Below are 21398 nucleotides of genomic sequence, written 5' to 3'. Positions count from 1 at the left end.
GTCGGGCCGCCGCCTCGGCGGGCAGGCTCCCGGCGGCGAGCGAGCGACGGTCGAAGGGGCGGTCATGCGGGGGTTTCTGGAGGGCGATCCGGGGCGGTACCTGCTGCGGATCCGTGACCTCAACGGGCGGCTGCACGGCTTAGGGGTCGTCGCCGACCCGCAGGGCAGCGTGCTGACCGCGCACGAGAGCGTGGCGGGTCTGGACCGGGTGGTGCTGCACACCCCCGGCGGACAGACCCGGGTGCTCGGCCCGGACGCCGTGCTGCCGCTGCCCGAGCACGGGCTCGCCCTGCTGCGCACCGACGCGGTCGGCGGGCTGCCGGTGCCGCCGCTGCCGGTGGCCGCCGTGGGGGCCGGGCACGAGGTGCTGCTGTCCGCGCTCACCGGCGAGGACGAACGGGCGGTCGCGCTGCGCTGCGGGCTGCTGGGCGTGGGCGGTGCGATGTACGGCGGGCACCTGCTCGCCGGGGTGCTGCTGCTGGACGTGCCGGTGGTCGGCGGGGTCGCGGTGCCGGCCGGCTCGCCGGTGCTGGACGCCCGCAGCGGCGCCGTGGTCGCGGTGGTCGCGCCCGGCCTGCGCGGCCCCCGGAACGGCGGGGCGCTGCCGGCCGTCCCCGCTGGAGGCGGGACGGTGGTCGCCGAGGCGCTGGCGGGGCTGCTGGCGCGCAACTCGGCGGCGGTGCCCGCGTACGGACCGGCGCTCAACCTGGCCGGGGTGCTGCGGCTGACGGCCGCCCAACTGGCTGCCGCCGGGGCCGGGCCGGGCCGGGTGGCCGGGATGGCCGCCGATCGGGTGGACCGGCCGGACGGTCTGGACGGGGACGAGCCGGCGGCGACCGTCACCGCGCTGGTCGGCGCCCCCGGCAGCGGGCGCTCCACCGAACTGGCCGCGCTGGCCGTCCGTCGCTCCGGCGGCGTCCGGCCGCTGCCCACCCTCTGGCTGCGCGGTGCCGACCTGCGGGCCGAGGACCGCTCGCTGGCCGAACCCGTGGAGCGGGCGCTGGCGGCCGCGGCGGCCGAACTCGGCACCCCGGCGCCCGCGCCCGAGCCGGTGGCGGCGCTCTGCGCGGCGTCCGGGCGGCCGCTGCTGGTGGTGCTGGACGGCCCCGAGGAGGCCCCGGCCGAGCTGGGCCCGCGCTGGCTGCGCGGCGCCGGGCAGTGGCTGACGGGCTGCGGGGCGCGGCTGCTGATGGCCTGCGGCGAGGAGGTCTGGGAGCGACTGGCGGCCGAGCCCTGGGGCAGCGGCGACGACGGCGCGCGGCACCTGGCGGAGCCCGGCCCGGACGGTGACCTCGCCAGCGCCCCGACCGTCCGGATGGACGGCGCCGGCCCCGGCGCGCCGAGTCTGGCCGGGCACCGGCTCGGCCCGCTGCCCGCCGAGGTGGCCGAGCGGGTGCGCCGTCGCTACGGGCTGCCGCCGGGCCGGCCGCCCGCCGCCGAGGACGCGCGGCACCCGCTGGCCGTCCGGCTGGCCGGGGAGCTGTGGGCGCAGGGCCTGCACGACGAACCGGTGCGCCGCAGCGAGCTGTTCGGCGCCCACCTGGACCTGCGCTGCCTGCGGGTGGCCCAGCGGCTCGCCGAGGACGGCCGCCCGCGCCGCCCGGGCGCGCACCGCAGGGGCGCCGCCCGGCCCGCCGGGCCGCGCCAGCGGCGGGTGCGGCGGCTCGCGGCGGCGGTGGCCGGGCGGGTGCACGAGGCGGCCCGACGGATGCTCGGCGGGGAGCCGGGCGGCCTCGGCCGGGAGGCCTTCGAGGAGCTGTTCCCGGCTGACGGCGGCTGGGCCACGGCGGTGCTCGCCGAGGGGCTGTTCGTCCCCGCCGGGCCCGGATTCCGCTTCGCGCACGGCGAGTTCGCCGACTGGCTGCAGGGCCTGCACCTGGACCTGGACGCGGCGCTGCGGCTGCTGCTCGGCGAGGCCGAGGACACCCCCGCCCCGCCCGCCGCCGCGGCGAACTCCGTCCCCCGGCACCGGATCGGCCCGGTCGCCGCCGCGCTGCGCCGGGTGGCCGAGACCTTGGGCGCGCCCGCCCTGGACCCGTGGCTGCACCGGATCTGGCGCGCCCTGGACCTGCGCCCGCCGGGCAGCGAACCCGCCTGGTGGGCGGCCCGGTTGCTCATCGCCGGGCTGGCCGCCAGCCCCGACCCCGTCGAACACCGCGCGCTGCTGGAGCAGCTGGCCGGTCGGATCGCCGAGCGGGCCGCCGCGGGCGGCTGGGAGGCGCCCGGCGGTGCGGGCCGCTTCGGCCCGGCGTTCTGGGCCGGCCTCGGCCTGCCCGTCGAGGCCGAACTCGCCCTGCTGCGCCGCCTGGTGGCCGCCGACGGCCCGGGGCAGCGCTTCCTCGGCGCGGTGGCCGAGCGGCTGCGCGCCGACCCGGTCGCCGTCTTTCCGCTGCTCTGCGCCTGGTTCGAGGACCCGCACGGCCTGCCGGGCGGCCCCGGCCCCAGGGCGTGTCCCAGCGTTGCCGACCTCGCCCACGACCTGCTGTACGCCCACCGGCGGCTCGCCCTGGACGAGTTGGCCGACGCGCTGGCCGACGCCGCGCATCCGGGGGCGGACGCGCTGCTGAGCGTGCTCGCCGCCGAGGAGCCGTCCGCGCTGTGCCGCGCGGTGGACCGCTGGAGCCACGACCGGCGGCCCGAACGGCACGTGGCGGCCGCCGTGCACGCGCTGCGGACCGCCCCGTACGCGGCCGGCGCCGGGGCCGAACTGCTGCGGTTCGCCGCGCTGACCCTGCTCGCCCGCGAGGACGAGCCGGGCCTGCACGGCGCCGCCCTGGCCCTGCTGGTCGCGGACGGGGCGACCAGGGCCGGGCACCTGGACGCCGCGCTCGCCCTGCACCGCGCCGGCGGCGACGCCTTCCTCACCCCGCGGGCGCTCGCCCCGGCCCTGGAGAGCGACCCGGAGCCCGTGTTGGCCGCGCTCGCCGACCGGCTGGAGGCTCCCGGCGCGGCCGCCGCCGAGACCCTGCGGGTGCTCGCCGACGCCCGCGCCCCGGTGGCCGCCCGGCGCGGCGCCGAACTGGCCGCCCGGCTGCTGCGCCGGCATCCGGAGCTGGCCGGGCCGGTCGCCGTCGACTACCTCGGCCGCAAGCTGGCCCGGGCCGCGATCGACGGCCCGGCCGCCCGGTTGGAGCTGAGGGTGCTGCTCGGTGCCGCGCTGGCCGCCCGTACGGGGGTGGTCCGCAGGCCCTTTGCCGAGGTGCTGTCCGTCCCGGTGGCGGATCCGGCGGCGGACGCGCTGCGCTGCGAGCTGCTGGACACCCTGCTCGCCTCCGAGACCGATCCGGCGGTGCTCACCGCCGCCGTGGAGCGCCTCGCCGAACAGTGCGCGGCCGAGAACCCCGCCCGGGCCCGCGCCGTGCTGGCCCGGGTGACCCCCGGGCTGGCGGACGCGGACGAACTGCTGGTGCGTTGCGCCGGGCACTCGGCGGCCTTCGCCCAGCTGCTCGCCCAGTGGCCGCGGGACGCCGCGCCGACCGCCCCGGACGGCCCCCGGCTGGCCCGGATGCGGGCCCTGGCGGCGGCCGGACGCGACCCGCAGTACGCCGCGGCAGAGGCCGAGCGGACCGTACCGGCGCGGGCGCCGCGTGCACCGGTGCGCTCAACCCCCATTCCGGTGCCAGAGCCGGGGCAGGCGCATGGCACGCTATAGGGGTTCGGGTTTTGAGCGTTTGAGCGTACCGAGGGTACGCACCGTACGGAACAAGGAGCGGTCGGGTGCAGCGCTGGCGTGGCCTGGAGGAGATCCCCGGTGACTGGGGACGCAGCGTCGTCACCATCGGCTCGTTCGACGGGGTGCACCGTGGACATCAGCTGATCATCGGGCGGGCCGTCGAGCGGGCCCGCGAACTCGGCATCCCCGCGGTCGTGGTGACCTTCGACCCGCACCCGCGCGAGGTGATCCGCCCGGGCAGCCACCCGCCTCTGCTCGCGCCGCACCCGCGCCGGGCCGAGCTGATCGCCGAGCTCGGCGTGGACGCTGTGCTGGTGCTGCCGTTCACCACCGAGTTCTCCCAGGAGTCCCCGGAGACCTTCGTCCAGCAGGTGCTGGTGGACGCGCTGCATGCCCGGGTCGTCATCGAGGGCCCCAACTTCCGCTTCGGGCACCGGGCCGCCGGGAACGTGGCGCTGCTCACCGAGCTGGGCCGGGCGGACGACTTCGAGGTCGAGGTGGTCGACCTGCAGGTGTGCGGCACCGCCGGGGACGGCGAGCCGTTCTCCTCAAGCCTGACCCGCCGACTGGTCGAGACCGGGGACATGGCCGGGGCGAACGAGGTGCTGGGCCGCCCGCACCGGGTCGAGGGCGAGGTGGTGCGCGGCGCGCAGCGCGGCCGCGAACTGGGCTACCCGACCGCAAACGTGGAGACCGTGCCGCACAGCGCGATCCCGGCCGACGGGGTGTACGCGGGCTGGCTGACCGCCGAGGGCGAGCGGATGCCGGCGGCGATCTCGGTCGGCACCAACCCGACCTTCGACGGCACCGCCCGCACGGTCGAGGCGTACGCCATCGACCGGGTCGGCCTGGACCTGTACGGGCTGCACGTGGCCGTGGACTTCCTGGCCTACCTGCGCGGGATGGAGAAGTTCGACTCCATCGAGGCGCTGCTGGACCGGATGGCCGACGACGTCAAGCGCGCGCGTGAGCTGACCGACGGGGCCTGACCCCGCCAGGACACCGGGAGGGCCCGCCGACTTCGCGTCGGCGGGCCCTCCCGTTCGTCACTGCTGGGGTGCCTGCGGCGGGTAGCCGTATCCGGGCGGCGGGGGCTGGTAGCCGTCCGGTGCGGCGGGCGGGGCGGGCGCCGGCGGCTGGCCCTGGGCGGGCGGGTAGCCGTAGCCCGGCGGCGGGGGCTGGTAGCCGTCCGGCGCGGGCACCGGGGGCTGGCCCTGGCCGACCTGGTAGCAGTCGTAGTCGTAGCCCGGCCGTGGAGTGCCCTGCTGCGGCGCCCACGGCGTACCGGGGGCGGGCTGCGGGGCCGCGGCCTGGCCCTGGTAGGGCTGCTGGGCCTGCTGCTGCCAGCCGCCCTGCTGGGCGGCCGCCTGCTGGGCCCGGATGATGTCCTCGCCGACCAGGGTGGCCAGTTCGAAGTACGCCTCGCGGACCTTGGGCCGCATCATGTCGAGGTTGACCTCGGCCCCGGCCGCCAGGCTCTCGTCGAAGGGCACCACGACGACGCCGCGGCAGCGGGTCTGGAAGTGCGCGACGATGTCCTCGATCTTGATCATCTTGCTGGTCTCGCGCACCCCGGAGACCACCGTGATGCTGCGCTGCACCAGGTCCGCGTAGCCGTGCGCGGAGAGCCAGTCCAGCGTGGTCGAGGCGCTGGAGGCGCCGTCCACGCTGGGGGTGGAGACGATGATCAGCTGGTCGGCCAGGTCCAGCACCCCGCGCATCGCGCTGTACAGCAGGCCGGTGCCGGAGTCGGTCAGGATGATCGGGTACTGGCGGCCCAGTACGTCGATGACCTGGCGGTAGTCCGAGTCGTTGAAGGTGGTCGAGACCGCCGGGTCGACGTCGTTCGCCAGGATCTCCAGGCCCGAGTTCAGGTCCTGCGAGGTGAACTGACGGATGTCCATGTAACTGCGCAGGTGCGGGATGGCCGTCACCAGGTCGCGGATGGTCGCGCCGGTCTGGCGCTTGACCCGGCGGCCCAGGGTGCCGGCGTCCGGGTTGGCGTCGATCGCGATCACCTTGTCCTGGCGCTCGCTGGCCAGGGTCGCGCCGAGCGCGGTGGTGGTCGTGGTCTTGCCGACGCCGCCCTTGAGGCTGATCACGGCGATCCGGTAGCAGCTCAGCACCGGGGTGCGGATGATCTCCAGCTTGCGGGCCTTCTCGGCCGCCGCGGCCTTGCCGCCGAACTGGAACCGCGGCTGCTGGCGCTGCTGCTTGGGCTGGCTGCGCAGCAGCCGGTCCGAGGACAGCTCGACGGCGGCGGTGTAGCCGAGCGGCGCACCGTGCGCGGTCTGCTGCGGGGCGGCCGCCTGCTGGAACGCGGCGGGCTGCTGTGCCTGCGGCTGTTGCTGCCACGGCTGCGCGGGGCCCGGCTGCTGCGGCTGGACGGGCTGGCCCGGGAGCGGCTGGCCGGGCTGGGGCTGGGGCGGCTGCTGGTAGGCGCCGGGCTGCGGCCAGCCGCCCTGGCGCGGGTCCACCGGGCCGGCCTGGGGCTGGACCGGTTGCGCGGGCTGCGGCTGAACCGGCTGGCCGGGCTGCGGCTGCGCGCCGGCGGGTGGCTGGGCGGCCCAGGCGGCCTGCGGATCCCAGGAGACCTGCGGGTCCTGCGGAGCCTGCTGCGTCTGGGGGTTCTGCGGGACCGCCGGGGGCTGCGGCTGCGCCGGGTGCTGTGCGGGCACCGGCTGGGCCGGCGGCTGCGCGAAGTTCTGCGGCGGCGCGGGCGGCCCCGGCTGCGGGCCCGTCGCGGGCGTCGGGGTCGGGTACGGCTGCGGCGCGCCGGGCTGGGCCAGCGCCTCCGCCGTCGGCCAGGCCGGGGCGGGCGGCTGCTGCTCGGGTGTCGCGGCCGGGGTCGGCAGTGGGAACGGGACGTGCTGTGCCTCGGCCTGGACGGCGGGCGCCGGGACCGGCTCGGCGGCCGGGGCCGGCGGCTGGACCTGGACCGGCGGCTGGGCCGGTACCGGAGCCGCAGCGGGCGCCTGGGCGGCCGCGTCGGCCACCGGGGCGGGCGCGACAGCCGGTGTCACGGCCGGGACGCCGCCCGGAGCCGCCGGGGCGTCCGACTGCACGTACCAGGACGGGGGAGTGTAGTCAGGCGCGTCGGACCAGTCGTCGTCGTCCTCTGCCGCGTTGTCGCCGACGTAGACGCCGTCCCGATCGCTGCTCACTAGGGCTCCCTCGTGTTCGCCGCCGCTTGTTCAGCGGTGCCGTTGCCGCAACAAAGACTAGGCCGTACGGCTGCCCCGGTTGAAGGCGGCTTCGTCCCGGACCGGGATCGACCGGCCCGGAACGGTCGGCTCAGTCCATCCGCCGCGGGCCGCCGAGCACCTGCTGTTCGGCCTGTCCGGCCACGGCCCGGACGTACTGACGCCGCATCCGGGTGGCCCACAGGGTGAGGTCGTCGCCGAGGGTCGGGAGCGCGGCCACGTCCTCCGGTGGCAGCGACAGCACCCGGCCGGTCAGCTCGGCCTCCTGCGGGGAGATCCGCTGCACGCCGACCAGGTCGGCCGCATTGAGCACCCGGGAGGCGTTCGGGCCGAGGTAGGGCAGCAGCGTCAGGGTGGTCTGCCAGGGCGCGGCGGAGAGCCGGCTGCGCGGCGGGCGGGCGCCGAGGTCGCGCACCACCAGCACCGGCGAGGCCACCGAGGCGCCCTGCGGGCCGAGTCGGCCGACCTGGTGGACCGTCACGCACGGCTGTCCGCCGCCGGCGGCCTGCGCCATCGGGCCCCAGAGCTGCGCGCGGGCGGTCTCCACCACGACCCGGGCGCCGATCGCGGCCGCCCGCAGCGCGATGACCTGCGCCGTCCACATGCCGCCGACCAGCACCAGGTCGTAGGCGCTGGGGCGGAACAGGCCGAGCACCGCGGGCAGTCCCTGCGGGTCGACGCCGATGACCACGCCGTCGTCACCGACCGGGAAGGCCAGCGCGGAGAGGTCGGCGGCCTCCAGTACGTGCTTCTCCCGGCGCGGGCCGCGCAGCCCGAAGCCGGGCAGGATCCGAGGCCGGGCCCTGCGCTGCTCGGCGCCGGGCGTCGGGCCCGGGGCGGGGTAGGTCTGGTACGCCATCAGGACGCTCCTCCCAGCGGCAGGGTGGCGAGCATGCCGGGGGCCTGCTCCAGGTCGAGTCGGACCAGGCCGAGTCCGGCGCTCTGGGCTCGGGCCTCCACCTGGCGGCCGACCTGGCCGACCTCGCTCTCGCTGCGCCCGGTCACCCGCAGGTGCCCGCTGACGGTCACCGAGCCGCCGGTGCCGTGCGCGGCGGTCAGGCTGAAGGTGCTGGCCAGCGCCGGGGAGCCGGTGATCAGGTTGACCAGGTCCGGTGCGGCGATCCGGCCGGGGGCGCCGCCGGGGCGGCTCAGCTGCGGCCAGCGGGAGATCCAGTAGGTGCTGTGCCAGCGGTCGTCGATCCGCCAGAAGCGGTTGCCCTCCTGGGTGCGGCGGGTGGTGCCGCCGCCGCTGCCGGTGCCCTGACGCCCGGCCACCGCGATCGGGTTGGCGCAGGTGGCGATGGCCAGGGCGGCGATCAGCTCGCGCTCGTCCAGCACGGTCGCGTTGAACCCGGCGCTGTTGAGCCGCCCGGCCAGCTGGTCGGTCACCCGCTGCAGGGCCTTACGGGCACCTTCCTCGCCGCCGCCGCGGGCCCGGACGGCGGTGGCCGCGCGCTCCGGGTCGAGCTTGAGGGCGATCCAGGTCAGCCGCAGTCCGGGGGTGGAGGTGCCGTCGGGCAGTTCCCGGTAGGCGCGGGCGGCCAGCGACTGCTCGGGCAGGTGCGGGGCCGGGGCGGGCTGGGTGTGCTGGACCAGCTGCACCGACTCCAGGGTGATGTCGTCCACGGTGAGCGCCGAGCAGACCACGTCCAGCGGCAGCGGCAGTGCGGTGCGCACCGGGCGCAGCGGCTGGTCCTTGGCCTGGACGAGCAGCACCGAGCTGAGGAAGGTGCCGTCGCCGACCATGCCGGTCTCCCGGCGGACCGCGCGGCCGCCGAACTCGGCCTCCGTGGCGTGGGTGCAGGTGCGCAGCCCCGGTTCGAGCTCCAGCGCGGGCGCCAGGGCCGGGTCGGTGCCGGGCGGCGGCAACAGCGACTTCGCCTGCTTGCGGCGGGACTTGAGGGCGGAGCGGACCCGGAGCAGCTCCGGGATGGTGCGTCCGCGCAGCGGGACGACCGCCAGCACCAGCAGGACCAGCGAGACCGCGCCGAAGCCGGCCGCGACCGGGCGGCTGATCGTCCAGCCCACCGCGACCAGGGCGGCCGCGACCTCGACCAGCACGAGCTGTTGGAGCTTCAGGCGTCCACCGAGCAGCCCGGGCCGGGGGTTGACGCGGACTTGGACGGGGCCGCCGGCCGTGCCGGCCGTGGGCGGGTGGACGGCTGCGGCCCGGGCGGAAGGGCCGCCCCGGGCCCGTCCGGACCGGCGTGACCTCCCGCCGCCTGCGGTGCCGCGGCGTCCTGGAGCGGTCTGGCTTGGCATCCCCCGGTGGCCCTCTCTGATCCGTTGTCGCGGCCCGGCTGGCTGGTTCGCGGACCGTACCCGTACCGTACTCACCGTCTGCTGCCGCATCGTAGAGGGTTCGAGCCGGATCCCGCCCGGCGGGTGCGGACCACGGGGCGGGTCGGGCCGACGGGGGCCGACCACGTCTGGCACACGTCTGACAAGGGGGACGACGAGGATGGCATCGCGCCGGGACGAGCTGAACGCGTACACCTTCGCCCGCAAACGCACGGTGGGGGCGTTCCTGCTGCCCTCCGGCGGGGGCAGTGACGAGGACGCGCCGCGACCGGTGAAGGCGGTGCTGCCGAGCGTGCTGGTCGGGGCGCTGGTCGTGGCCGGCTTCGGGGTCTGGGGGGTGTTCAAGCCGGCCGCCCCGCTGCAGTGGGACAGCGGCAAGAACATCATCCAGGGCAAGCAGTCGACCACCCGGTACGTGGTGCTGACCGACCCGGACGGCAAGACCAAGCGGCTGCACCAGGTGCTGAACATGTCCTCGGCGCGCCTGGTGCTGCCCGCGGACGCCAAGGTCGTGGTGGTGGACGACGGGGTGCTCGACCGCTACCCCAACCACGGCCCGACGATCGGCATCCCGTACGCCCCGGACAAGCTGCCGAGCAAGGACAACGCGAGCCAGTCGATGAAGTGGTCGGTCTGCGACCGCCCGGGCTCGGACGACAAGCAGGAGACCGTCAACCAGGCGGTGTTCGTGGCGGCCGGCCAGGACGCGGCGACGCTGGCGGCCAAGGACCGGGTGCTCGGCCAGGACCAGCTGATGCTGGTTCAGCAGGCGGACGACCAGCAGATCTCCGCCGCTCCGGCGCCGGGGCAGCCGTCCGCGGGCGGTGCGAACGTGTTCCTGGTCGACGCGCAGGGCCGCAAGCACCAGATCGGCTTGCCGCAGGCGGACGACAAGGAGCGCAAGGCGCTGATCACGGCGGTCTTCGGGCCCAACGCGGTGCCGCAGCGGGTCAAGCGGGAGTGGCTGGACACCCTGGTGCCCGCCACCCCGATCACCTTCCCGCAGCTCAAGGAGACGGTCGACTCCCAGGGCCCCAACTCCCAGGTGGAGCTGGGGAACCAGGCGGACCGCCGGGTCGGCCGGCTGGTGCACTACCAGGACCGCCGCTACGTGGTCGGCAAGGACCGGCTCTACCTGATCACCCCGTTCCAGGAGGAGCTGATCCGGCAGAACCCGGCCAACCAGATGCTCTACAAGTACGACCAGGACAAGAAGCCGCGCAGCGACGAGATGACCCCGGACGAGCAGTCCAAGTTCAACACCGACACCCGGCTGCCGGACACCGCGGGCGATTGGCCGCTGAAGTCCGGTGCGCCGGTGAACAACTGGCAGGACCGCCAGGACGCCCGGCTGGTCGTCTGCAGCACCTTCGACGGCCTGGCCGAGGACGGGCGCACGCCCAAGCGCAGCGTCTGGGCCGGCACGGCGTACCCGGCTCCGTACAACAACGGCGCGGGCGCGGCGTACGTGACGCCCGGTCACGGCCTGTTCTACCGCGCGATGGACAACGGGACGGGCGGCTCCGGCAGCGACTTCCTGATCACCGAGACCGGCCTGCGCTACGCCGTCCCGTCCAACGGTGACGGAGGCCGTCCCACCGCCTCGCCGAGTGCCGGCGCCACGAAGACGCCGACCCCGCCGCCCGGCACCCGGGACCCGGGCGGGCAGCCGACCCAGAACCCGGACGACCAACCCGGCGGCAACCAGGCGCGGTTGGGCTACCCGAGCCTCCAGCCGCTGCCGGTGCCGCAGCAGTGGTCGAACCTGGTGCCGGCCGGTCCGCCACTGACCGCGAAGAGCGCCGCGCAGCCGCAGAACGCGTGATCGGCCGCGCCGGGCAACGGAATTGGCACCAGTGTCATGGTCTGGTAACTACTCGGCGCGCAATGTTGGGTGAGTTGCGTGTGCCGACTACAGTGCTGCTGGGCATCACACCGGTGATGCAGCGGGGGGTCGTGGGGCCCTCCGTGCACACAATGTGTCTCATGGGGGACGGTAGAGCATGGCTCAGGGTCAGTTCACGATGACCGCTCAGGAGATGAACGCTTTCGCCAAGCGCATCGAGGACGCGATCGGCAAGATCGAGGCCGAGCGCGTGAAGCTCGACAGCACGGTCACCAACATCACCAGCGGCTGGAAGGGCCAGGCGGCGAGCGCCTACACGAGCCTGCAGAACCAGGTCAACACGGACATCGCGGACCTCAAGGATGCGCTGGGCAAGATCCAGCACGCGATCGAGCTGACCACCAAGCACTACGCGAGCACCGAAGAGGAGCAGAAGGCGCTGTTCGGCAACCAGGGCTGATCGCCGCGTCCGCGCTGATCACCGTCCTGTTCCGATCTACCGCCTGACGGGGCGCCCGCGGTTGAGCGCGGGGTGCTCCGCATACTCGTCAAGGGAGACATTGTGTCCGACCACATCCTCGTCAACTTCCAGACCGTTCACAACGCGGCCGAAGAGGTCAAGGCCTCCAGCGCCCGCATCGAAACGCTGCTGGGCGACCTGCAGAAGGACGTCACCCGCATCTCGCAGAGCTGGCAGGGTGCGGCCCAGGAGGGCTACAACGCCCAGCAGACCAAGTGGAACAACGCCGCCTCCAACCTGCACGACACCTGCGTGAAGATCGCCAGCTCGCTGGAGAGCGCCGCCCAGCAGTACAAGGCGACCGAGGACCAGAACGCCAAGCTCTGGCACAACGGCTGACCGGAGGTTCCCGAACGGGAACGACAGGGGCGGGTACCCGGGTTCCGGGCACCCGCCCTTCGGCGCGTGGCACGGGTGGAGAACATGAGGGGTGGCAGGGTGTCCGGACGCGGGTTCCGTAGGACGGCCGCGGCGCTGGCCGCGCTCGTGGTGCTGGGCGGCCCGCTGACCGCCCCGGCGTACGCGGACGGCGGGCCCGGGCTGGCCGCCGCGGGCGACTGCCCGAAGCCCGCGCCCGATGTGCAGACCGTGCCGTGGTCGCTGCAGCGGCTGCTGCTCGACGAGCTGTGGCAGGGCGGGAAGACCACCGGCGCCGGCGTGAAGGTCGCGGTCATCGACACCGGGGTCGATGCCCGCAACCCGCAGCTGGCCGGCCAGGTGTCGAACGGCGACCCCCAACACCCGCAGCTGGTCGACAAGGTGCAGGCGGGCCCCAGCCTGCTGGTCAACAAGGAGGACAACAACAAGCCGGTCGACGGCACCTCCAAGGACGACACGGTCGGCCACGGCACCAAGGTGGCCGGCATCATCGCCGCCGCCCGGAGTGACAAGACGGGCTTCGTCGGGCTGGCCCCCGACGCGCAGATCCTCTCGATCCGGCAGAACGACAGCGAGGGCAACGGCGACGTCTCCACCCTCGTCAGGGCCGTCAACGATGCGATCGACGGTGGGGCCAAGGTCATCAACATCTCCCAGGACGTGCGCGGAGCGGGTGACGCCCATTTCGGCGGCTACGCCGACCTGAAGGCAGCCGTCCAGCGGGCCGAGGACAGCAAGGTCGTGGTGGTCGCCTCCAGCGGCAACGACGGCAAGGAGGGTGACACCTACCCGGGAGCCTTCCCGACCGTGCTGGCCGTCGGCGCCTCGGACCGCAACAACGAGCGCGCGCCGTTCTCCCAGTACGGCTCCTTCGTGAAGGTCGCCGCGCCCGGTGTCGAGATGCTGTCCACCGTGCCCGGGGGCGGGCAGTGCGTGGACAACGGCACCAGCTTCGCCGCCCCGTACGTCGCCGGACTCGCCGCGCTGCTGGTCGGCGCCCATCCGCAGTGGACACCGGCCCAGGTGCGGGCCTGGATCGAGCAGACCGCCCAGCGCACCGAGCGCGACCCGAACCAGTTCACCGGCTGGGGCGTGGTGGACCCGGTCAAGGCCGTCACCACGGCCCCCGACCTCGCGCCGTCCGCCCCCACCCCGGCCGCCTCGGTGCAGCTGGCTGCCGCCCCGATCGTGCCGCAGCCGGTCGGCCTCGGCGAGACCCAGGCGGACCGGGACGGCCGCACCGCGACGTACGTGCTCGCGATCGGGGCGCTGCTGGTCGCGCTGCTGATCGGCGGCGGTGTCGTGCTGCGCGACCAGCGCCGCAAGTCCGCCGACTGATCCGCGCCTCGCGACTGCTCGGAAAAATCCTGTGAAACGTCTGTAACACCGTCGGCCGCTCACCGCATCGAAGAGGTGTCAGGGCGGGCGGACGCGGGGGAGCGGCGGGCATGGGGTGGATCAGGGGCGGCCGGGAGGCCAAGGACGCCGAGTTCCTGGAACTCGTCTCCAGCCGCACCGGGCACCTGTACCGGTCGGCCTGTCTGCTCACCAGTGGGGACACCCACTACGCCGAGGACCTCGTGCAGGAGGCCCTCAGCCGTATGTACGTGCTCTGGCGGCGCAGCGCCTTCACCGGCGGTCGGCACCGGATCGACAACCCGGCGGCCTACACCCACACCGTGATGGTGCGCACCTTCATCGCCCAGCAACGCCGCCGCTCCAGCGGCGAGCGCCCGACCGAGGCGCTGCCGGAGCCGGAGGGGCAGGACGCGGACGGCAGTCTGCGGCTGACCCTGCTCGACGCGCTCGGGCGGATGCCGGCCAAGGACCGTGCCGTGCTGGTGCTGCGCTACTGGGAGGACCGCAGCGTCGAGGAGACCGCCGACGTGCTGCGGGTCTCCTCCGGTGCGGTCCGCACCCGGACCACCCGGGCGCTGGCCCGGCTGCGCACCCTGCTCGGCGACTCGCTGGCCGAACTCGCCGCCCGCTGAACGTTTTTGCACGGCCCACCGACCACATTCGTGACGCAAGGAGACGGTGATCAGCCATGTCCGAACCGGACAAGTTCGAGGACGATCTTCTCTACGCCATCACCCGCACCGGTGAGGGCTTCCGCCCGGAGCAGGCCGATCAGGCCGGCCTGGTCGCGGGTGGCTACCAGCGTGGCCGCCGCCTCTGGCGCCGGCGCTCGACCGCCGCAGTGGTGGGCGGCGCCGCCGCGCTGGCCCTGGTCGGCACCGGCGCGGTGTACCTGACCGGGTCCGGCAGCCCGTCCTCCGAGACGGGCACGGTGGCCGCCGCGAGTTCCGGGGCCGTGAGCTCCTCCACCGCCGCGGTGACCCCGGCCTCCGCGACCTCCGCCACCGCCGCGCCGGCGACCGCGCCGGTCTCCGGGGGCGAGGTGCTGGCCGCCTTCAAGGCCCTGCTGCCCAAGGGCCAGACCAGCGACGCCAGCGGTACCGGCACCGACGACAAGTCCGGCAAGCCGGGCGGCGGCAGCTTCGCGGGCGCCAACCTGATCTTCGACGACGGCCAGGGCCAGGCCGCGATGGGCATCTCGATCAGCCGTCTGGGGAAGAACAGCCCCAACCTGACGCAGAACGTCTGCCCGGACAAGAAGCTGGTCCCGTACGACGCCTGCACCAGCACCCCCCTGCCGGGCGGCGGCTCTCTGACCATCCTTCAGGGCTACGAGTACCCCGACAAGCGGGCCACCACCAAGTGGTGGAACGCCAGGCTGATCGGTCAGGACGGCCGCCAGATCGAGCTGTCCGAGTGGAACTCCCCGGCTGAGAAGGGCTCGCCGGACAGCCGTCCGACGCCGCCGCTGTCGCCGGAGCAGCTCAAGGCGATCGTCACCGACAAGTCCTGGGACCGGGTCGTCGCCTCGATCCCGGAGCCGAAGCCGGTCAAGCCCCGGGACACCAGCAAGGATTACAGCGCGGACGAGATCCTGCAGACCGTCGCCAAGCTGTTGCCGAACGGGCTGACCGAGACGGAGGCCAGTGGCGACGGCTTCGGCTACGCCAACTTCGTGCTCGACGACGGCAAGGGCAAGTCCATGGTGCAGCTCAACGTCCAGGACTGGAGCCACAGCGAGGACGTGAAGGGACAGCTGTTCGGCAACGCCCAGGCGCTGCCGGACGGCACCAAGGTGGTGATCCGCAAGGAGGGCGGCAACCCGGGCATGTGGACCGTCGACACCCTGCACCCGGACGGCCTGCGCGTGGTGATCAGCTCGTTCAACAGCGGCACGCAGAAGACCCCGGCGACCCGCAAGACCCCGGTGCTGAGCAACGACCAGATGCAGGCGATCGCCGCCGCCCCGGTCTGGAAGCTGAAGAAGTAGCGGCGTGAACGTGGCAGTGCCCCGGGCTTGGGGGAGCCCGGGGCACTGCCGTGTGGGGGATGTGGGGGAGCGGGGGGTCAGCCCTGCTGGTCCTCGGGGAGGCTGATCACCCAGTGGGTGGCCTGCCGGGGACGCAGGTAGAACAGCCAGTAGAGGGTGGCGGCGGCGGTGATGCCGCCGGTCCACAGCAGGGGCTCGACGTTCAGCTTGGTCATGATGAAGAGGAGCACGAGGATCAGCAGCGCCGGGACGACCGGCCACAGCGGCATCCGCCAGGCGGAGGCGTGCTTGTGGTGGCCGCGCCGGGAGAGCAGCGAGGCGACCGCGACCAGCAGGTACATCGCGGTGACGGCGACGCCGGTGATGTTGCTGAGCAGCTCGCCCTTGACGAAGCAGAGCGCGGCGCCGGGGATGCCGACCGCCAGGGTGGCGATCCACGGGGAGCCGAAGCGGCCGAGGGTGCCGAAGGCCTTGTTGACCGGCTCGGGCCAGGCCTTGTCGCGGGCGGAGGCGAACAGCACCCGGGAGTTCTGGATGACCATCACGATGCCGGCGTTGATGATGGCCAGCGCGATGCACAGGCTGATGAAGGTGCCGACCGCGGAGTTGCTCCAGGTGGTGACCATGCCGGAGATGTCGCCGGAGGCCAGGGTCTTCAGGTCGGGGGCGCCCACGGTGATGGCGGCGACCGGGATCAGGATGATGGCGCTGGACAGGCCGAGCGTCCACAGCACGGTGCGCGAGACGGTGCGGCGCGGGTTCTCCAGCTCCTCGGACAGGTAGACGGCGGTGGAGAAGCCCTGGGTGACGAAGAGGGCGATGCCGAGCGCGCCGACGATGGCGCCGATGTGGACAGGGCTGACGGCGCCGCGGTCCCCGGCGACCACGCCGTGCAGCAGGCCGGGGTGGCCGGGGTTGCTGTGGGCGAAGCCGAGCACCGAGACGACGCCGGCGGCGACGACCTCCAGGACCAGGAAGATGCCGGTGATCCAGGCGTTGGCCCGCAGGTCGAGCAGGCCGGCCAGGGTGGCGGCCAGCATGACAGCGGCGCCGGCGATCGGCTTGTCGACGTGGAGGACGGGTGCCAGGTAGTCGGCGGTGCCGAGAGCGATGACCGACGGGACGATCATCACCACGATGAGCGACTGGATGAAGACCAGCCAGCCCGCCAGCCGCCCGGCCAGGGTGCCGACCATCGCGTACTCGCCGCCGGCGCTGGGGATCAGGGTGCCGAGCTCGGAGTAGCAGAACGCGACCGCGATGCAGAGCACCGAGCCGATGGCGATGGCCATGGCGGTGGCGCTGCCGATGCTGGAGAACAGCTGCGGCACGATCACGAAGAGCGTCGAGGCCGGGGTGACGCAGGACAGCGTGAGCAGTGTGCCGCCCACGACGCCGATGGAGCGCTTGAGCTGCTGGGGGGCGGCTGCCCCGTCCGCCGTGGCGGTTACGGTCTGTGGCGGGCGAAGCGTGTCGGTCATGTGGCTTCCGATCGGCTCTGAGCGGTCCTTGGAATGGGAGCGGTATCGCCTCCGCTGGCTGGTTGCTCGGGTCTGTTCCGGTCGCTCCCGGGCCGCAATGGAACCTTGGGCGTATTGATTGCGTCAACGGCGGAACTGCTTCGGAATCCGTTGCGGCAGAGGGCATAACCATGCGATCCGATGATCACGTACGGTCATCGTGTGGTTTGTCCGACTTGTTACCTCGACCGCATCGGGGATGAATCGAAGGTGAACTTCGTGTTGCAGGCCGCCATTCGAAGGTGTCGATCCGGCTGGATGGCACTACGCCCAGGCGCCTCCAAACGGCGGCGCAACTCCCCGGCCGGGTACGGGAACCGCAGCCCCCTCCCGGAAAGATCTAGGTAACGTTTCAGCACCTGGGACGACGAAGGGGTCGGACTCCTGGGAGTCCGACCCCTTCGATCACCGTCCGTATCCGGCGGCCCGGTCACGCCACCGGCAGCCAGCCCGTCTGGACCATCTGTCCGTTGGTCGCGCGGCGTGACACGTAGACGCCTCGGCCCGGCGGCAGCGCCTGCGGCTTGACGGTGCCCAGCAGCGCGCCCTCGTCCCGGTTGCCGGAGAGGATCACGCCCTGCCCGCCCAGCTCGCGCATCCGCTGGATCACCGGCTCGTACAGCGAGCGCCCGGCGCCGCCCGCGCTGCGGGCCACGATCACCCGCAGGCCGATGTCCCGGGCGAACGGCAGGAACTCGGCCAGCGGCGCCAGCGGGTTGCCCGAGCTGGTCGCGACCAGCTCGTAGTCGTCGACGATCACGAACATGTCCTTGCCGCTGTACCAGTTGCGGTTGCGCAGCTGCTCGGCGGTCACGTCCGGACCGGGCAGGCGGCGGGCGCAGGCCCCGCGCAGCATGTCGACGATCGCCGACATGGCCGGCTGCGCCGCCGCGTACTCCACCAGGTACTCCGGCGGCACGGTGCCCAGCAGCGCGCGCCGGTAGTCGCCGACCACGATGCCCGCCTGCTCGGGCGTGTAGCGCTCGGTGATCTGCTTGATCAGCATGCGCAGCACCGCCGACTTCCCCGACTCGGTGTCGCCGAAGACGATGAACAGCGGGTCGGTCTCGAAGTTGACGAACACCGGCGCCAGCTCGGCCTCGTCCACGCCGAAGGAGACGCCGCGCTCCGGGTGCTCGGAGCCCTTCGGCAGCGAGTTCCCGTCCAGCACGGCCGGCAGCATGCGCACCTGCGGGGCGCGCGGGCCGGTCCAGGCCCCGTCGACCGCGCTGATCAGGCCGGCCACGCCGTCCTGCAGGTCCTCCACCGTGGAGGCGCCGTCCAGGCGCGGCAGGCCGGACAGGAAGTGCAGCCGATCCGCGGTGACGCCGCGACCGGCCAGCGGCGGGACGTTCTGCGCCACCCGGCGGTCCACCTCGGACTCCATCGCGTCACCGAGCTTCAGCTCGATGCGGTTCTGCAGCAGGTCCTTCAGCGCCGGGCGGACCTCCGCGTAGCGGGTCGCGGTGATGATCAGGTGGACGCCGTAGCCGAGGCCGCGCTGGGCGATGTCGCCGATCACCGGTTCCAGCGCCTCGAACTCCTGCTTGAAGGTGTTCCAGCCGTCGATCACCAGGAAGACGTCGCCGAAGGCCTCGTCCGGCAGCTGACCGGCCGCCCGCCGGGCCCGGTACGTCCCGATGGTGTCGATCCCGGTGCTCCGGAACAGCTCCTCGCGCCGGTTCATCACCCCGTGCACCTCGGAGACCATCCGGCGCACCTTGTCCACGTCCAGCCGCCCGGCCACCCCGCCGACGTGCGGCAGTCCGGTCAGCGACTGGAAGCTGCCCGCGCCGAAGTCCAGCAGGTAGAACTGCACCTCGCGCGGGGTGTGGGTGACGCCGAAGGAGGCCACCGCGGTGCGCACCACGGTCGACTTGCCCGAGCGCGGGCCGCCCACGACCAGACCGTGGCCGGCCGCCCCCGCGTAGTCGACCTCCAGGATGTCGGTCTTCTGCTCGCGGGGCTTGTCCACGACGCCGATCGGCGTCCGCAGCCGGCCGCCCGGGTAGCCCGGCGCGGTCAGCCCGCGCTCCGGGACGACCTGCAGCGGCGGCAGCAGGTGGTCGATGCTCGGCGCCTCGTCCAGCGGCGGCAGCCACACCTGGTGCGCGGCCGGGCCCTGGCCGGACATCCGCTGGACGAACACGTCCAGCACGGTGTCCACCAGCGCGTCGTCCTGCTCCGGCGCCTGCGGAGCCTCCTCCTCCACCGGGTCCGGCAGCTCCACGTAGGCCGCGGTGAACTCCACCGGGCGGGCGTTCACCCGGCGTCCGCCGGTCGACCGCTGCTGCCCCGGCGCCCGGTACGGCCCCGAGACGTACGCGGCCTTGAACCGGTCCATCACGTCCTCGCCGAACTTCAGGTAGCCGACACCCGGCACCGGCGGCAGGTGGTACGCGTCCGGCACCCCGATGGCCGCCCGCGACTCGGCCGCCGAGAAGGTGCGCAGACCGATCCGGTACGAGAGGTAGGTGTCCAGGCCGCGCAGCTTGCCCTCCTCCAGGCGCTGCGAGGCCAGCAGCAGGTGCACCCCCAGCGATCGGCCGATGCGGCCGATCTGGATGAACATCTCGATGAAGTCCGGCTTGGCGGTGAGGAGTTCGGAGAACTCGTCGATGATCAGCACCAGCGAGGGCAGCGGGTCCAGCGCCGCGCCGGCCGCCCGGGCCCGCTCGTACTCGTGGAGGTTGGCGTAGTTGCCGGAGCGGTGCAGCAGCTCCTGTCGGCGCTGCAGCTCGCCCTCGATCGCGTCGCGCATGCGGTCGACCAGGGTGAGTTCGCCCTCCAGGTTGGTGATCACCGCGGAGGTGTGCGGCATGTCCGCCATGCCGGAGAAGGTCGCACCGCCCTTGAAGTCGGCGAGCACGAAGTTGAGCGTCTCCGAGGAGTGGGTCATCGCCAGCGCCAGCACCAGGGTGCGCAGCAGCTCCGACTTGCCGGAACCGGTCGCGCCGACGCACAGGCCGTGCGGGCCCATGCCCTCCAGCGCGGCCTCCTTGATGTCCAGGTAGACGTGCTCGCCGTTGGCGCCGACGCCGATCGGCACCCGCAGCCGCTCGTGCTGGGGGCGGGAGCGCCAGCTGCGGCTTACGTCGAAGGAGCCCGGGTCGCCCGAGTTCATCATGTCGGTGAAGTCCAGGTTGGACAGCAGCGGTTCGTCGTCGCCGCCGGCCGAGATCCGGTACGGCGCCAACTGCCGCGCCAGTGCCTCGGACTGCCACGCCGAGAGCAGGTCCGGCTTGCCGGTGTAGGTCGCGCCGGAGGCCGAACGCAGCACCAGCTCCTCGGAGTTGACCGTCACCATCAGGTGCCCGCTGGGCTCGTCCACCTCGCCCGGGACGACCTCGATGACGGTCACCCCCTGGACGCCTTCGGCGCCGGCCAGAACCGAGTCGTGCGGCACCCCGGCGCCGTCCATGACCACCACGATGTGCGGCTGGTCCGCCGCGGGCGCGGCGTCCCGGACGAAGCGCTGGCGGCCGGCCAGTTCGTCCTGCAGCAGGTACTCCAGCTCGCCCAGGTCGGTGGCGAACAGTCGGCGCGAGCCCGCGCCGTCGGCCTCCTTGCGGTGCTGGTTGTGCGGGAGCCACTTGGTCCAGCCCCACTCCTCGGCCGCGCCGGGCGCCGCCGCGACCGCCACCAGCAGGTCGTCCGGCGAGTGCAGGGTGGTCAACTGGGCGATCATCGCGCGCACGTTGCCGTACACCGAGTCCGGGTCCCCGCACACCGTGATGTGGTAGAAGGCCCGCAGCGACACCGCCAGCGGCAGGTCCTGCAGGGTGCCGTGCGCCTTCAGGAAGGAGTGCATCGCGGCCGCCGACAGCGGCTCCAGCTCGTCCATCGGCGCGGTCTGCGGCGCCACCAGCGGGGTGGACAGCTGCACCGGCCCGAGGCCCACCCGGATCTGCGCGAAGTCCCCGTCCGAGGTCCGCCGTTCCCACAGCCGCCGGCCGTCCTCGACGATCGACCACAGCTGGTCCGGCGCCGGGTTCAGGAACAGCAGCGCGCCGCGCTGGCTCTCCGCGGTGCGGCGCACCTGGCGGCGCGTCTGCTGCAGGTACTTGAGGTAGTCGCGCCGCTCGTCCGCCATCGCGGTCGAACCGCCCTTGCGGGCCCGCACGATCTGGGCCAGCACCATGCCGACCGTCGAGGCGACCATCAGACCGCCCATGATCTTCATCGGGGCGGCCGCGCCGGGCGAGAAGAAGAACACCGCCGAGCCGCCCATGCCGAGCATCGGCAGGATGCTCATCAGCCAGTCCTCGCCGCCCTGCCGGGGCAGCTCGGGCGGAGTCACCAGCTCCAACGGCTCGTCCGGCACGGTCGGCGGGTACGCCCTGGCCGGTCGCTTGACCGTGATCACACCCATGTGTCATCCACCCCGCGGCGTCGATCGATCACTTCGGCATCAGCCCTCACGCGACTGCGTACGGTCCGTACGGGACGGTTGTGGCTGAGGACGCCTCACACAGCGCAGCCCCCGTACTACCTTGCGCAGGCGCCGATCCTACATAGCGGCGCGTTCCGGCCCCGGCCGCCCCCGCACCGCCCGCCGCCCCGCACCGGCGCCGGGCACGAACCGAACGGGTAGGGTAACGCCGCGCC

General features: G+C 73.8%; 13 protein-coding genes. 8 read left to right on the top strand and 5 right to left on the bottom strand.

Annotation, left to right across the window (positions count from 1 at the left end):
- Positions 1-64 precede the first annotated feature (64 nt).
- Positions 65-3652 (top strand): serine protease, encoded by a 3588-nt coding sequence (locus ACIRYZ_RS35800; protein WP_402952409.1) that lies wholly within the window; start codon positions 65-67, stop codon positions 3650-3652.
- Between the two features lie 65 nt (positions 3653-3717).
- Positions 3718-4662, top strand: coding sequence for a bifunctional riboflavin kinase/FAD synthetase (locus ACIRYZ_RS35795; RefSeq protein ID WP_393040226.1), 945 nt, complete (start codon positions 3718-3720; stop codon positions 4660-4662).
- Between the two features lie 57 nt (positions 4663-4719).
- Here the strand turns inward: ACIRYZ_RS35795 and ACIRYZ_RS35790 are convergent, their stop codons facing one another.
- From ACIRYZ_RS35790 to eccE, 3 genes are all read right to left on the bottom strand, one after another.
- Positions 4720-6837: an AAA family ATPase gene (locus ACIRYZ_RS35790; RefSeq protein ID WP_402952407.1), complete on the bottom strand. Its 2118-nt coding sequence runs from the start codon at positions 6835-6837 to the stop codon at positions 4720-4722.
- Positions 6838-6967: 130 nt separating this feature from the next.
- A complete protein-coding gene (locus ACIRYZ_RS35785; RefSeq protein WP_402952406.1) occupies positions 6968-7735 on the bottom strand; it encodes a hypothetical protein in 768 nt (255 codons plus the stop codon).
- A complete protein-coding gene (gene eccE, locus ACIRYZ_RS35780) occupies positions 7735-8937 on the bottom strand; it encodes a type VII secretion protein EccE (protein ID WP_402952404.1) in 1203 nt (400 codons plus the stop codon). The genes ACIRYZ_RS35785 and eccE overlap by 1 nt, the downstream gene beginning before the upstream one ends.
- Before the next feature lie 400 nt (positions 8938-9337).
- On the opposite strand from eccE, the gene eccB reads away from it, so the two are divergent.
- From eccB to ACIRYZ_RS35750, 6 genes are all read left to right on the top strand, one after another.
- Positions 9338-11002, top strand: coding sequence for a type VII secretion protein EccB (gene eccB, locus ACIRYZ_RS35775; protein WP_402952403.1), 1665 nt, complete (start codon positions 9338-9340; stop codon positions 11000-11002).
- Between the two features lie 178 nt (positions 11003-11180).
- Positions 11181-11483 carry a WXG100 family type VII secretion target gene (locus ACIRYZ_RS35770; protein WP_402952401.1) on the top strand — a complete coding sequence of 101 codons (303 nt, stop codon included), beginning with the start codon at positions 11181-11183 and terminating at the stop codon, positions 11481-11483.
- Positions 11484-11585: 102 nt separating this feature from the next.
- Positions 11586-11882, top strand: coding sequence for a WXG100 family type VII secretion target (locus ACIRYZ_RS35765; protein ID WP_393038789.1), 297 nt, complete (start codon positions 11586-11588; stop codon positions 11880-11882).
- 99 nt (positions 11883-11981) lie between these two features.
- A complete protein-coding gene (gene mycP, locus ACIRYZ_RS35760) occupies positions 11982-13259 on the top strand; it encodes a type VII secretion-associated serine protease mycosin (RefSeq protein WP_402952399.1) in 1278 nt (425 codons plus the stop codon).
- 110 nt (positions 13260-13369) lie between these two features.
- The gene (locus tag ACIRYZ_RS35755; protein WP_402952397.1) at positions 13370-13912 is read left to right on the top strand and encodes a SigE family RNA polymerase sigma factor; all 543 of its coding nucleotides are present in this window, start codon (positions 13370-13372) and stop codon (positions 13910-13912) included.
- A gap of 56 nt (positions 13913-13968) precedes the next feature.
- Positions 13969-15270, top strand: a complete 1302-nt coding sequence (locus ACIRYZ_RS35750; RefSeq protein ID WP_402952395.1) for a hypothetical protein — start codon at positions 13969-13971, stop codon at positions 15268-15270.
- A 77-nt stretch (positions 15271-15347) separates the two neighbouring features.
- Here ACIRYZ_RS35750 and ACIRYZ_RS35745 read toward each other — a convergent pair whose 3' ends face one another.
- Entirely contained in the window at positions 15348-16751 is a 1404-nt protein-coding gene (locus ACIRYZ_RS35745) for an APC family permease (protein ID WP_402952393.1), read from the bottom strand.
- A 469-nt stretch (positions 16752-17220) separates the two neighbouring features.
- Complete coding sequence (gene eccCa, locus ACIRYZ_RS35740) at positions 17221-21162, bottom strand: type VII secretion protein EccCa (protein WP_402952391.1); 3942 nt, start codon at positions 21160-21162, stop codon at positions 17221-17223.
- Between the last annotated feature and the right edge of the window lie 236 nt (positions 21163-21398).

It is taken from the genome of Kitasatospora sp. NPDC101155 (assembly GCF_044768305.1).
Taxonomy (GTDB): Bacteria; Actinomycetota; Actinomycetes; order Streptomycetales; family Streptomycetaceae; genus Kitasatospora.
This window is presented reverse-complemented; position numbering and strand designations above follow the sequence as displayed.